This is a genomic window from Bacillus sp. FSL M7-0003 (genome assembly GCF_038628485.1).
GTDB classification, from domain to species: domain Bacteria; phylum Bacillota; class Bacilli; order Bacillales; family Bacillaceae; genus Bacillus; species Bacillus safensis.
This window is the reverse complement of sequence record NZ_CP152024.1, coordinates 267,954-280,888: the sequence shown is the minus strand read 5'-3', so window position 1 is coordinate 280,888 and position 12,935 is coordinate 267,954. Positions and strand designations below refer to the sequence as shown.

At 43.8% G+C, this 12,935-nt stretch carries 12 protein-coding genes; 4 read left to right on the top strand and 8 right to left on the bottom strand.

All coding sequences use genetic code 11. The features are described 5' to 3' along the window. Positions 1-41 precede the first annotated feature (41 nt). Positions 42-1,424: an amino acid permease gene (locus tag MHI23_RS01535; RefSeq protein WP_024424380.1), complete on the bottom strand. Its 1,383-nt coding sequence runs from the start codon at positions 1,422-1,424 to the stop codon at positions 42-44. A gap of 66 nt (positions 1,425-1,490) precedes the next feature. Further along, positions 1,491-2,999 (bottom strand): AMP-binding protein, encoded by a 1,509-nt coding sequence (locus tag MHI23_RS01530; RefSeq protein WP_025092524.1) that lies wholly within the window; start codon positions 2,997-2,999, stop codon positions 1,491-1,493. Positions 3,000-3,260: 261 nt separating this feature from the next. Between MHI23_RS01530 and MHI23_RS01525 the strand changes: the two genes are divergently transcribed. After that, the gene (locus tag MHI23_RS01525) at positions 3,261-3,698 is read left to right on the top strand and encodes a MarR family transcriptional regulator (protein ID WP_012008812.1); all 438 of its coding nucleotides are present in this window, start codon (positions 3,261-3,263) and stop codon (positions 3,696-3,698) included. A gap of 22 nt (positions 3,699-3,720) precedes the next feature. On the opposite strand, the gene MHI23_RS01520 is transcribed toward MHI23_RS01525, so the two are convergent. The 4 genes from MHI23_RS01520 to MHI23_RS01505 all read right to left on the bottom strand — a co-directional run bounded on the left by MHI23_RS01520 (position 3,721) and on the right by MHI23_RS01505 (position 8,206). Next, positions 3,721-4,854: a zinc-dependent alcohol dehydrogenase gene (locus MHI23_RS01520; RefSeq protein WP_024424382.1), complete on the bottom strand. Its 1,134-nt coding sequence runs from the start codon at positions 4,852-4,854 to the stop codon at positions 3,721-3,723. A 158-nt stretch (positions 4,855-5,012) separates the two neighbouring features. Beyond that, entirely contained in the window at positions 5,013-6,035 is a 1,023-nt protein-coding gene (locus MHI23_RS01515; RefSeq protein WP_342492219.1) for a quercetin 2,3-dioxygenase, read from the bottom strand. A gap of 80 nt (positions 6,036-6,115) precedes the next feature. After that, positions 6,116-6,688 (bottom strand): TetR/AcrR family transcriptional regulator, encoded by a 573-nt coding sequence (locus MHI23_RS01510; RefSeq protein WP_024424384.1) that lies wholly within the window; start codon positions 6,686-6,688, stop codon positions 6,116-6,118. A 36-nt stretch (positions 6,689-6,724) separates the two neighbouring features. After that, the gene (locus MHI23_RS01505) at positions 6,725-8,206 is read right to left on the bottom strand and encodes an amidase (protein ID WP_342492218.1); all 1,482 of its coding nucleotides are present in this window, start codon (positions 8,204-8,206) and stop codon (positions 6,725-6,727) included. 187 nt (positions 8,207-8,393) lie between these two features. Here MHI23_RS01505 and MHI23_RS01500 point away from each other — a divergent pair, with 187 nt between their 5' ends. Beyond that, positions 8,394-10,007 (top strand): S8 family serine peptidase, encoded by a 1,614-nt coding sequence (locus MHI23_RS01500; RefSeq protein WP_342492217.1) that lies wholly within the window; start codon positions 8,394-8,396, stop codon positions 10,005-10,007. Positions 10,008-10,045: 38 nt separating this feature from the next. On the opposite strand, the gene MHI23_RS01495 is transcribed toward MHI23_RS01500, so the two are convergent. Further along, positions 10,046-10,585 (bottom strand): DUF402 domain-containing protein, encoded by a 540-nt coding sequence (locus tag MHI23_RS01495; protein ID WP_169510864.1) that lies wholly within the window; start codon positions 10,583-10,585, stop codon positions 10,046-10,048. Positions 10,586-10,696: 111 nt separating this feature from the next. On the opposite strand from MHI23_RS01495, the gene MHI23_RS01490 reads away from it, so the two are divergent. Next, positions 10,697-10,900: a hypothetical protein gene (locus tag MHI23_RS01490; RefSeq protein WP_125587555.1), complete on the top strand. Its 204-nt coding sequence runs from the start codon at positions 10,697-10,699 to the stop codon at positions 10,898-10,900. Positions 10,901-10,958: 58 nt separating this feature from the next. On the opposite strand, the gene MHI23_RS01485 is transcribed toward MHI23_RS01490, so the two are convergent. After that, a complete protein-coding gene (locus tag MHI23_RS01485) occupies positions 10,959-11,495 on the bottom strand; it encodes a GNAT family N-acetyltransferase (RefSeq protein ID WP_342492216.1) in 537 nt (178 codons plus the stop codon). A 213-nt stretch (positions 11,496-11,708) separates the two neighbouring features. Here MHI23_RS01485 and MHI23_RS01480 point away from each other — a divergent pair, with 213 nt between their 5' ends. Further along, positions 11,709-12,926, top strand: a complete 1,218-nt coding sequence (locus MHI23_RS01480; RefSeq protein WP_076840654.1) for a multidrug effflux MFS transporter — start codon at positions 11,709-11,711, stop codon at positions 12,924-12,926. Positions 12,927-12,935 lie beyond the last annotated feature (9 nt).

The following is a 12,935-nucleotide window of genomic DNA, read 5'->3' as shown; positions in this document are numbered from 1 at the left end:
TGAAAAAAGGCACAAATCGTCAACGGATTTGCACCTTTTTCTCATGAAGATTTCGCTAATTCACTATGTTTGTTTGAATACGCTGCATACATGACGACACCGATTAACAGCCAAACCCCAAAGTAAAGCCATGTCCGGCCTGGTAAGTTGAGCATAAGGAACAAGCAGCAGCCCATTGATATAATCGGCAAAACCGGCACAAAAGGAACCCTGAAGCCCCTCTCAAGCTGCTGATGTGTTTTTCTCAAAATAAGCACAGATAAACTGACCATGGCAAACGTTAATAACGCACCGATATTCGCTAAGTTGGACAGATCCTTCAAATCAATAAAGCCTGAAATAACAGCTGTCATTCCGCCAATCATCCATATGCTAGCAACAGGCGTATCGCTTTTGTTTGTTTTTGAAAACACTTTAGGCAAAAGTCCGTCTCGGCCCATCGCATAGGCAATTCGAGTTGCTGCATAATTATTGGCGAAAATCACAGCCATCAATCCAATGACCGCACCAACAGAAATAATACCAGCCACACTATTTTGATGTACACTTTGCAGGACATAGGACATAGCCTCTGTGACATTCAGCTGTGTATAGTGCACCATGCCTGTCATGACCAAACAAACGACAATGTAAATGATCGTACAAATAAGTAATGAACCTATGATCCCAATTGGCAGGTTCCGCTGCGGATTTTTCACCTCTTCTGCTGAAGCAGAAATTGCATCAAACCCTAAAAAGGCAAAAAATACAGCAGCAGCACCGGCAATGACACCTTCTGCGCCAAACGGCATAAACGGCTGCCAATTGGATGGCTGTACATAAAAGCCGCCTACTACAATGAAAAGAACAATAATACCGAGTTTCACAAACACCATGATATTATTAAATTTTTTACTTTCCTTCGTTCCTCTAGATAAGATCCACGCAATCAGTAAAGCAATGATAATCGCCGGCAGATTCATATATCCGCCTTGCTCCGGCCCCGCTAAAAATTGATGCGGAATCGAAATTCCAAATCCCTCAAGCAGGCTGTTGAAATAACTCGACCAGCCGCTGGCGACAGCTGAAGCAGTCAGCATATAAACAGACAATAAGGTCCAGCCCATCAAATGGCCTACAAGCTCGCCCATGGTCGTATATGAATAAATGTACGCACTGCCGAATACAGGAAGCGCTGAAGCCATTTCTGCATAACAAAGTGCTGCCAAACTGCACACAATAGCTGCAATCGCAAAGGAGAAAATAACAGCCGGTCCTGCATCCTTAGCCGCTGTTATACCAGTTAACACCATAACCCCTGTGCCAATCACTGCCCCTATACCAAGAAGCGTGAGATCGAGCCCGCCCAGTGTTTTCTTTACCTTTTGCTGTCTGCTCTGTTCCAACAAATCGTGAACGTGTTTCTTACGAAGAATATGTCGCAAACCCTTTCCCTCCAAAACGTTAGAAAAACAAAAAATCATTCAAATTTCATTATAGCAGAATAGGTACTAAGCATTCACAACCAATTCACGTAAATCTTTCTTCATAATTTTACCAAGTTTGTTTTTTGGCAGATCACTGATGAAATGAATGGATGGCACTTTGTAATCTGCCAAACGTTCCTGACAATAGTTCACCACATCTTCTTCGCAGAAATCGGCGGATTCGTCTTTTACGATATACGCACTTGGCACTTCACCATATAATTCGTCCGGCACCCCGATGACAGCTGATTCAATCACACCTGGAATTTGTTCAATGACTTCTTCTACTTGATCAGGATAGATATTATCTCCACCGTATAAAATCACATCTTTGTATCTGCCTGTGATAAATAGAAACCCGTCTTCATCTAGATAGCCTGCATCTCCCATATGGAACCAGCCGTCTTTGAGCACCTTCGCCGTAGCGTCAGGCTGGTGATAATAGCCTAAGAAATAAAATGGGCTTCTCATGACGACTTCGCCAATTTCTCCAGCTGGCAGTGTTTCCTCAGTCTCAGGATGAACGATTTTCACTTCTACATCTGGATCCACTTTACCAGCAGAGCCCATTTTATCCTCGCCCATCGCAGGATGCCAAGCACTGACAACCCATGCTTCCGTGCTTCCGTAGCCATGCATCATCTGAATGCCTGCTTCTTTGTAGTCCTTAATCAAACGGACCGGCACCTTCGTACCGCCAGAAATCGCAATTTCAAAAGATGAAAGATCATACGAACCGCGTTTCATTTCTTCCAGCATGTACGTATAAGCTGATGGGAAAGCCATCATGAACGTAATTCTTTCTTTTTCAATTGTTTCTAAAATGCGCTTCGGTGTTGCATCATGTAAGAAAACAAGCGTATACCCTTCAATCGCAGCGGCGATCAGGTGATTAATTGAACTCATATGATACAGAGGGTGACTCGCCAAGTACCGTTTCCCTTTCAAATCAAATCCTCGATTCCCGCGTCTTGTTAAAAATTGATAGATTCGTCCATGTCCGACCATACAGCCTTTTGGATTCCCCGTTGTCCCAGAGGTAAATAAGATCATCGCTAGATCCTCTTCTGATACCTCTTCCGCAAGATCACTGCCATCGTTTGAAGCCAATATGTCTTCAAACAGCTGCGTTGTTTTCGCATTCACACCAGATTCCACCATGAGGCAGTTGTCTAAAGACACATTCACCGCAGCAATCACATCACGGAATTCTCGGTCAAAAAATAAAGCCTTTGGCTCTGCTTTTTTCAAAATACCTTCCAGCTCAAAAGAAGTAAGCTGCCAGCTAAGCGGAACTGCGACTGCACCTGCTTTAATGGCTGCCAGCATAATCGTTGAAAAGTGATGATGGTTTTGACAAATAAAGCAAACGCGGTCACCTTTTCGAATTCCTTTTTGATTTAAGTAATGAGCAAGCTGGTCGATGCGTTTTGCATATTCTTCAAATGTATAAGACACCCCTCCGCCAGTTACCGCCTCAATTTGTGAAGAGCGTTCCATTCTGTCGTTTAGTAATGCCTGTAAAGTATTCAATATCTTCATCTCCAAACGTTTGATTTCCAATAGCCAATTTCCAGCGAATTGGGTTGGCAGATTTTATCTCATTCACATTCTAAAATAAAAACAGCTGAAAGTAAAATCATTTCATTTTGGAATTGTTCTTTATATTAATTGATAATATAGGTAATTTTATAGCCGTCTTCCATTTTGGTTTAAATCATGTTGATTATTATGATAAGATAGACCTAGTAATTGATCGGAAATGCGAATGCAATAGGAAAAGAGGTATGGAGAATGCAACATTTCGAGCTAGAGGCAAGTTTGTTAGACCATGCACTGACAAAGTATTTAAAGGCGACGAAACAAATAGATGAAGAAAATATTCCGAAAAACGTCACGAATGTTAAAGGGTTTATTTTACGTATCATCTACCGCCATCAATCATGTACTGTGAAAAATATTCTGCAGGAAGTTTCATTATCTCCCTCTGCAACAACAACCGCTCTCAATCACTTAGAAGACGAAGGGCTGATCATCCGCTCTCGAAATAATAATGACCGCCGTACTGTGTGGATCGAACTCTCTGAATCGGGTGAACAAATTGCTAAACAAATGATCGACAATCGCCAGCTGCTTGTGAATCAATTGTTCAACCACCTTTCAGAGGAAGATAAAAAAACATTTTTTGAATTAATCGAAAAAATGATGGACGAGCACACATTAAAGGCTTAGGAATACTCCTAAGCCTTCTTTTTTATGGCTTTAAAACGACCTTTATACAATCATCCTGTTTGTCATTGAAGATGTGGTACGCATGAGCTGCTTCATCTAATGGTAATTTGTGAGTGATAATGGCTCTGGGATCAATTTCACCGCTTGTCACTTTTTGATAGAGCTTTGACATGTATCCTCTCGCCGGGGCTTGGCCCATTTTCAGGGTGACGTTTCTTGCGAAAAAAGCGCCTAATGGAAACATGTTGTACAGGCCGCCGTACACACCCGTCATCTGCACTGTTCCACATTTGCGAACGGCTTTTGTGGCAATTTGAATGGGTCCAATCGTTCCGCCTTGGAGTTTGAGCTTTTGCTCAATTTTTTCAAGCGGCGACTTCTTCCCGTCCATTCCCACACAATCAATCACAACATCGGCCCCGCCCTTGGTAAGCTCCTTTAACGTTTCTCCCATGTCGGGATCTTCTGTAAAGTCAAAGACCTCAACGCCGCTCATTCGTTTTGCATGCCGCAGGCGGTAATCAATGTAATCGACGGCAATCACACGTTCTGCTCCTTTTTGCCAAGCAAATTGCTGCGCCATTAACCCAACAGGTCCGCAGCCTAGCACAATGACCGTATCGCCTTTTTTCACACCTGCGTGCTCTACACTCCAATAGGCGGTTGGCAGGACATCTGATAAGAACAGCAATTGTTCATCCTCCAGCTCACAATCCTCTGGAATCTTAAACGGTGTATAGTTGCCAAAAGGTACGCGTAAATACTCTGCCTGTCCTCCGGGGTAATTCCCATATTTCTCACTATAGCCAAAAAGTCCACCCGAATCGTAGTGCGGGTTTGAGTTGTCACATTGGCTTTCTAAGTGATGATCGCAATATTGGCATTTACCACATGCAACTGTAAATGGAATGACGACACGGTCTCCCTTTTTTACGGCTGTGACATCCGGGCCAACTTCCTCCACAATCCCCATTGGTTCATGCCCAATCACATAGCCGATTGGAAGGGGGAAATTCCCCTGATACAAATGTAAATCTGATCCACAAATTGCTGTTGATGTAATACGTATGATCACATCTTCCCGATCTTGAATCGACGGTGCATCTACTTTCTTCACTGCAATGCTATTTTTCCCTTGATAAGTAACAGCTCTCACATGGATTTCCTCCTTTAGCTCAAGTCATCTTTACATAGCTTCACCTTGAATGAATGGTTCATTCATCAAATGAGAAATTTATGTGGAGGAGGCAAAAAACAAAAAAAGCCTGTCGATTGTTTCGACAGACTCATGATGTCGTGTAACGCGTTACACACTTATTCCTTTTCGACAAAAAACAAATCATATTGAGTTGAAGTCTCCCGATTGAACATGAAATTCCCTTCTTGAATAAAATAGGGGCATATACTTGGGCTTGGAGATTCTTCAAACTGCTCATACACCTGCTCAATTTCTCCTGGAAGCAGCAAAACCAACATTTTATTTGAATGAGACACAAATTCATAAGAGTGGATCGTATCCGGCGGGATATAGGCAAAGTCACCAGGCATCAAGCAAATATCCTCTCCATTCAATTGAAGGTTCATCTTCCCTTCAACACAATAGATTGCTTCTGTATGAACTTGATGATAATGCGGCGGGAAATATTTCTCCTTCGCTCCTTCAACCACAAAATGACTGAATCCGCCTCCTGTTGTTTCTACTGTGGCAATCAGCTCATGAATCTGACCATCAATGATGTATTGCTTCCCTTCACCAGCCTCTAATACATAAGGCTGTACCTCGTGAGGGAGCTGACTATGAAATAAAACGGAGGGCCTCGTTGTATTAGACAGTTCTCTGATTCCATGCATCAGGATGATATCGCTTTCTTTTTCAGCCTGCTGAAAACTGGCTGCATCGAAAGCATGATGAATCATAGACCATTCATTCTGAAAAAGCCTTTTCCCAATTTGCTGATAGACATCTGTCATTTTTCCGCCCAGCGTATATGAAATAAATCTTGTTTTATGACTATGCATTCTGTAGCCATGAATCGTTTTGGGCGGGATATGAATATAATCAAAGGCTGTGACCATGTATTTTTTACCGTCCAGCATCACTTCAAGCTTTCCTTCCAGCACAAAAATGGTTTCAAATAAGTGCTCATGACAGTGCAGCGGGAAATATGCTCCTTTCCCACCTGTGATTAAGGCAAGCTCAAACAGCTGATTCGTTTGATTTGCTTCTGCCAGCATATGAACAAGCTGATTCTCCAGCCCATACAGCTTTCCGGAACCAGACACGGTATAAAAAGAGGTACCTTCGGATTGCTTCATCGATTGCGGTTGCTCCGACATCCCATCACTCCTCATGACAAATTGACTATCTATATTATATAGACCAATTGATATAATAGATAGACAATATGCGAGAGATTTTACTCTTCTCGCATAAATAAGTGTCTAAGGTAACTTTTTACGTGTTCTAAAGGGGTCGTTTGTTTGAGTGCAGTGGTCATCGATAACCCCCCGATGACCATTGAGTGAAGGAGAGAAGCCAGCTCATCCGCTTTGTTTTCTTCATACCCGCTGTTCATTAGCTTTTCTTTTACAAGCTCCTGCCAGCGGATCATTTCTTGTTTGCATGCAGCATGAAGCTGCGCGTTTTCAGGCTTGGACTCTGCCGCAAGCAAGACAATTGGAATTCCTCTTTCACTTTCTTTCTCCATAAATCCTCGAATGATCTTTGTCATAAAACGATCGATGGCGATATATGGGTCATCCGAATAGGCAAAGCCTTCTTCAATTTGATTGATGACCTTTTGACTAATGTATTCAACAGATGCAATGGCCAGCTCTTCTTTTCCATTTGGAAAGTAATAATAAAGAGAGCCTTTAGGTGTGCCGCTCTCTCTGATAATTTGATTCAATCCTGTCGCATGGTATCCCTGTTTACGTAAAAGAAGTGCTGCCGTTTGAATGATTTTGTCCTTCGTACTCACGTGTGACACTCTTTTCCCCCCATAGACCAAAGTCGCTTTTCATGGTTATCGATTTAATTGACTAGTTCCTTTCCAAATCGAGGATGTCTCCATTTCCGCCGCAAGCCTGAGCAGCCAGTCCTCTTTTCCTTTAGGCGCTGTTACCTGTACCCCTAAAGGCATGCCCGCGCTAGTGAGATGAACAGGAACACTCATTGATGGCTGACCTGTTAAGTTGGCAAGCTGTGTAAATGGGGTGTAGGTCAAGCTCTTGAGGAACATGTCATAAATGAGATCCTGCTGTGCTTGCATGGAAAGAGATGACACACGTAAAAGTGCGGCTGTTTCCTGATCTGAATGCATAAGCTCACCAACCTTTGGAGCTGAATAGGCAGTAGCTGGTGTCACATAGAGATCGTAGGTTTGATGAAATGATGCCATTTGTGCAGCAGCCCGATCCCACGCATCAAGACTTTCTGTATAAGCAGCAGCGGTCACATTCTTGCCAGCCTCCGCCAGCACCCATGCCACGATGTCCGTTTCCTCCGGCTTTACTGGACGCCCTAACGAACGAGCCAAGGAGGTGAATAACGCAGACATTTCTCCGCTGTTCATCACGTAATATTGCTGCATGAGATGAATCCCATCAATTTCCGGCTTGGCTTCCTCTACTTGATGACCTTGCTCACTCAGCCATTTCACTGTTTGCTGAACCGCCTGCTTCGCCTCCTCACTGACCTTCGTGCCAACTGGAGATTCTACGCTGTAAGCAATTCGCATAGAAGATGTACGTTTCACCAGATCCTCTTGGTAACTGCCATCGTATAATGGGGTTTGGAAAGCAGCTTCAGGCTGAATGACTTGAAGAAGATCAAGAAGGGCTGCACTGTCCCGCACTGTTTTTGTGAGTGTAAAGTCAATGGAAGCCCCTTGCCACTGCCTTCCTGCGCCTGGGCCTACTGGCGTTCTTCCCCGCGTAGGCTTAAGGCCGAACAAACCGGTAAAGGATGCTGGAATCCGGATGGAACCACCGCCATCACTTGCTCCGCCAGCAGGTACAATGCCGCTTGCAACAGCTGCTGCTGTCCCGCCGCTTGAGCCGCCTGGAGAATAGTCCGTATTCCAAGAATTTCTCGTTGGCCCATGTAACGCAGGCTCCGTCACATTTCTTAAACCGAATTCCGGTGTATTTGTATGTCCGATCATGAGAAAACCAGCCTGCTTCAACCGATCAACAAAGTGCGAATCCGAATTTGCTTTTACATCCTTTAACAGCAAAGCTCCTGCTGTCAGCGGTTCATTTTGAATCCCTTGCGATATATTTTTCAGCACAAACGGAACGCCCGCAAATGGCTGATACTCATGTAACACCTTGATGTCTTTTAAAACTTGTTCTTGTCTTGTCCGTATCACAGCGTTTAGTTCTGGATTGACCTCATTCAATCTATCAAATGCCGCCTGCATAAGCTCCTCGGGCGTTACCTGCTTATTCCGCACAAGTGCTGCCAAGCCAGTCGCATCATACGTCATATACTCTTTTACGTTCATCAGCATGTCCTTCTTTCTCTTATCATGATGTCTCTATTGTCTACTAGAATTCTATGAATTTCAATTTCAGGTTACTTGTAAAAATAACTTTCTGAACAAGACGACAATTCTACTATCCCATCCCTCTGCTTTCTCCGATATAATAGAGAAAAAAAGACCGAGGTCATCGGATGAGAGGAGCCACGCATTGAAAAAGAAATTACTTATCGTCATTGCGTTTCTTCTTGCGTTGACAACTGCTTTGCCCTTCCATTCGCAGGCAGCTGCACCGCCAAAAGAAACAGATGTCATCATCGTCTATAAAAATCAAAAAGGAAAACAAACAGCTATTAAGGAAAGTGAGAAAGTGAACGCACAGTACATACATCTTCCCGCTGTCGCTGTGACAGCAGATGAACAAGCGGTCACCTCACTCAAAAAAGACCCAAACATCGCTTACGTCTCAAAAAACGTAAAGGTTAAACTCGCGGCTTCTACTATGAAGAAAACAGCCGCTGCTACTAATCAAGATGCATTGGTACAAAAATCTTACAATCTGCAAAAACTAAATATAAAGCAAGCAATAAAAGAAGGCGTCACTGGTAAAAATGTAAAAGTAGCCGTTTTAGATACTGGTATTTTCCCACACGAGGATTTAAAGGTATCCGGCGGTAAATCATTCGTGAGCTACACATCCTCTTATAAAGATGATGAAGGACATGGCACACATGTCGCCGGCACGATTGGTGCGCTTAATAACGATTATGGAACAGTCGGCGTGGCTTCCGGTGTGAAGCTGTATGCTGTGAAAGTGTTAGATAAAAAGGGAGAAGGCGACCTGTATAGTCTGCTTCGAGGCATCGATTGGGCGATTACCAACAAGATGGACATTATTAATTTAAGTTTAGGCTTTGAAGACAATATCCCCATCTTGCGTTCAGCAGTAGATGAAGCCTATAAAAAAGGGCTGCTTGTAGTCGCTGCAAGCGGAAATGATGGGAAAAAGAATTATATTAGCTACCCTGCCGCTTACAATAGTGTCATTGCCGTTTCTGCAACAACTTCCAAAGACAAACTCGCGTCTATCTCGAATACAGGAAAAGGGATTGAATTTTCTGCCCCTGGCGAGAACGTCATCAGCACTTATTTAAAAAATGAATATTGGTATGCAACGGGGACATCACAAGCCACGCCGCATGTCACAGGAATGCTGGCACTGTTAAAGCAGCTTCATCCGAAGAAAACAAATGCACAGCTTCGCACTTTATTGCGCAGCTATACAGTGGATCTTGGTGCAAAAGGGAAGGATCCGCAATTCGGCTATGGCCGCGTGCAATATGTGCCGCAATCCACCTTTTTAAAGGCTGCGGCCAGTGCTGTCAAAACAGCCGAAACATCTAAAAAGCAGGCAGATGTCAATCAAGCCAAAACAAGAATTGGCCGGCTCACTGCAAGCAAGCAAAAAACAGCACTCACAGAACGGGTGAAGAAAGTCCAAGCAGCCATTGATATCCGCTCGGCACGTGCAAAGGTCAAAACAGCCGAAAAGAACAAAACACAGGGCGCTATTAAAAGTGCTCAAACGGCCATCAAAAAACTAAATAAAGGCAAAGAAAAAACAAGCCTGCAAAACCGGCTTGACAAAGTCAAAAAACAAGTCGCTTATCAAAAGAAAGTGACGGACGCTAAACAAAAGGTCAAAAAAGCGGAAGCCAAACGAACAAAGAAAACAAAAGCAGCGGCTCAAAGCGCTGTCAAACAGCTAAAAGCCTCCAAAACAAAAACCAATTTACAAAAACGATTAAACCGTATTAAGGTCTAACAGAAAAAACGATTCCTTTCAGCGAGGAATCGTTTTTTCTATCTCAACATCGGCTCAAACAAGCTGTGATGATATTTCCCTTCGGCATCTGCCCTCACTTGATCGAGAATTTTTTCTATCGAAGACGTCACGCCTTCTAATGCCCGGCGTACTGCGCCGTTCTCAAAATCCGCTAAACTCTCCGGCAATTCATCTTCATCCAGTACATAGACTTCACCAGTCGGAAGAACGAGAAGATCAATAATGAGGTCTTCAAACATGACCAGCTGGGCGTTGAACTGTGTATCTCCCACAATATTAAAATAAGATCCTAGTTCCTTCCCTTGATCATCTCTCCAGAAATATATGTTATATGGACGATCCTTCCAATAATAAGCGGTCGTATAGCTCCCTTTTGGAATGGTTAGAAAACCAGCACCTGCCCTCATCGTAAACGGGTCTTCAATCTTATGAAACAGCACAGCCTGCTGTCCCTGTGCATCTAACAGCTGACAGGTATGTTCCACAACTTTCTGATCGTATTTGATTTTTCTCTCGATGACTTCATCCCAACGATCCACATGCAGCGAAAACAACATGTCACAACTCCCTCTAAACATCTCTTTTCTTTCCAGTATACACCGATTTTTTCTGAAGAAATAAAGGATTGCCTCATTTACTTATGGAAGCCCTATGATGAGGTGAAAGAAATGAACGGAATCACGATTCTTGAAAACTTTACACAGCTTGGACAAATCATCCTCATGATTTGCGGCTATGTCCTTTATTGGCGGCTGGTGAAAACGAAGAAAGAACGAAAGCTGTCTCCTTATGAACGCATGTTAAAACTCTTTGTCATGTTCGGTTTCATCTCGTGGGTGGTATCCTATTGGGCGCTGGCACTGTGGGCGTAAATTGAAAAAAGGAAGAGCTTGTCATGGAGGTAAGCTCTTCCTTTTGCTGCACGTTATACTATGAACCTGCCGGCTGTTCTTTCTTGATCACATATTGATAGCTCTTGACATGTGTCCCATTTTGGTTCACAAATTCTTTATCAAGCGCACGCTCAAAGCCCATTCTTTCATATAGGCGAATGGCGGCCTGCATTTTATCAGATGTATGAAGATACAGGACATTTTCGCCCCATGATTGCGTCAGTTCAATACTTTTACGCAGCAATGATTCTGCAATGCCTTTTCCCCTCACATCGGGATCTACTCCTAAAAACCGGACGATGGCTGATGTAATGCCCATTTCGGGTTTGTCATACGCTTGCTCTGATGAACGGAACATTTGCAGCGTCCCCACGACCTTGCCTTCATGTTCCGCCACAAGCATCAGCTCCATGTTCGGATTATCTACAGCTGCTGCAAGCGCGGCAGAATAATTTTGCCAGCCTTCCTCTGTAAATTGCGGCTCATACTGTGCATAGGATTTGATCAGCACGCGTGTGATGGCCTCATGATCTTCTTTGACTGCTTGACGAATAATCAGCTCTTGCTGCTTCATGTCAGCACCTCCTGCTCTCTATTAGTGGGTATACGTATCATGCAATCACTGCATGCGATCACCTTACTCTTTTCTCTACTCATTCAATGTAAAGAGTCTCATTCGAAAGATCAATCATTTTGCACGGAATCATCTCTGAAAATTTTTCATTGAAAAGGAACGCTTGATTCATTATGCTGTGTTGAGGAAGTATACGAGGAGTGTTGTCATCATATGAGTTCTTTATCCTATCCCCAAGAATCGAAAAAAAATCGATTTCTCCTTGCCGCATTGCTCGGATCTTTAACAGCCCTTGCTCCGCTGGCAATGGATATGTATTTACCTGCTTTACCTAATATCGCCCGTGACTTTGAAGCAAGCACGGCGCTGTCTCAGTTAAGTCTCATGGCTTGTTTGATTGGACTTGCTCTTGGACAGCTGATTGCAGGTCCAATCAGTGATACAGTCGGCAGAAGAAAGCCGCTCATGATTGGGTTGATCATCTTTATTGCGGCATCCCTTCTTTGTACAGTGGTCACATCGATTTGGACGTTCATTCTTCTTAGATTGATTCAAGGACTTGCTGGTTCAGCTGGCATTGTCATTGCACGAGCCATTGTCCGAGATCATTATGAAGGATCAGAAATGACGAAATTCTTTGCACTGCTGATGTTAGTCAACGGGGTTGCTCCGGCAGCCGCGCCTATCGTGGGCGGACAAATGTTACGGTTCACGACGTGGCAGGGTGTGTTTGTTCTTCTAGGAATCCTCGGAGCGCTAATGCTCCTAAGATCAATGTTTTCATTGAAAGAAAGCTTACCTGCAGAACGCAGACAGACTGGGGGCTTCAAACAGATCCTAGGTGCGATGAAAATTCTAGCGAGCGATCGTCTCTTTGTTGGATATGCCCTATCACAAGGTCTTGTCTTCGCAGCAATGTTTGCCTATATTTCTGGTTCACCGTTTGTGCTTCAGGAGATTTTTAACCTTTCTCCACAAGGATTTAGTGCGGCCTTTGCGGTAAATAGTCTTGGGATTATCACGGCTGGACAAGTATTTGCCCGAGTCGCTGCGAAAATCGGTGAAGAGAAAGTTCTTCGTATTGGATTGCTGACAGCTGCATTAGGGGGAGTCACTTTATTTTTCATGATCTCAATTGATGCAGGATTGTACGGTATTCTGATTCCGCTGTTCTTTGTTGTCTCAAGCGTTGGAATTGTCGGCACATCTGCGCCGTCTCTTGCGATGCAGCATCACGGAGCGCATGCAGGAAGTGCAGCTGCACTGATCGGTGTGGCACAAATGCTGCTAGGCGCTTGCATGACCCCTCTTGTCGGACTAGCCGGAAGCCAAACAGCCTTTCCAATGGGTCTAATCATTATGCTTTGTGATCTAGGCGCACTTTGCTGTTATTTCTTCTTTGTGGCCCGAGCGAAAAAAAGACCCGCATAAGCGGGTTTT

Coding starts and splice junctions, on each gene's coding strand:
- MHI23_RS01525 (WP_012008812.1), top strand. CDS start 3,261: ATGCAACATTTCGAGCTAGAGGCAAGTTTGTTAGACCATGCACTGACA.
- MHI23_RS01515 (WP_342492219.1), bottom strand. CDS start 6,035: ATGTCGGAGCAACCGCAATCGATGAAGCAATCCGAAGGTACCTCTTTT.
- MHI23_RS01505 (WP_342492218.1), bottom strand. CDS start 8,206: ATGAACGTAAAAGAGTATATGACGTATGATGCGACTGGCTTGGCAGCA.
- MHI23_RS01495 (WP_169510864.1), bottom strand. CDS start 10,585: ATGTTGTTTTCGCTGCATGTGGATCGTTGGGATGAAGTCATCGAGAGA.
- MHI23_RS01490 (WP_125587555.1), top strand. CDS start 10,697: ATGAACGGAATCACGATTCTTGAAAACTTTACACAGCTTGGACAAATC.
- MHI23_RS01485 (WP_342492216.1), bottom strand. CDS start 11,495: ATGAAGCAGCAAGAGCTGATTATTCGTCAAGCAGTCAAAGAAGATCAT.
- MHI23_RS01480 (WP_076840654.1), top strand. CDS start 11,709: ATGAGTTCTTTATCCTATCCCCAAGAATCGAAAAAAAATCGATTTCTC.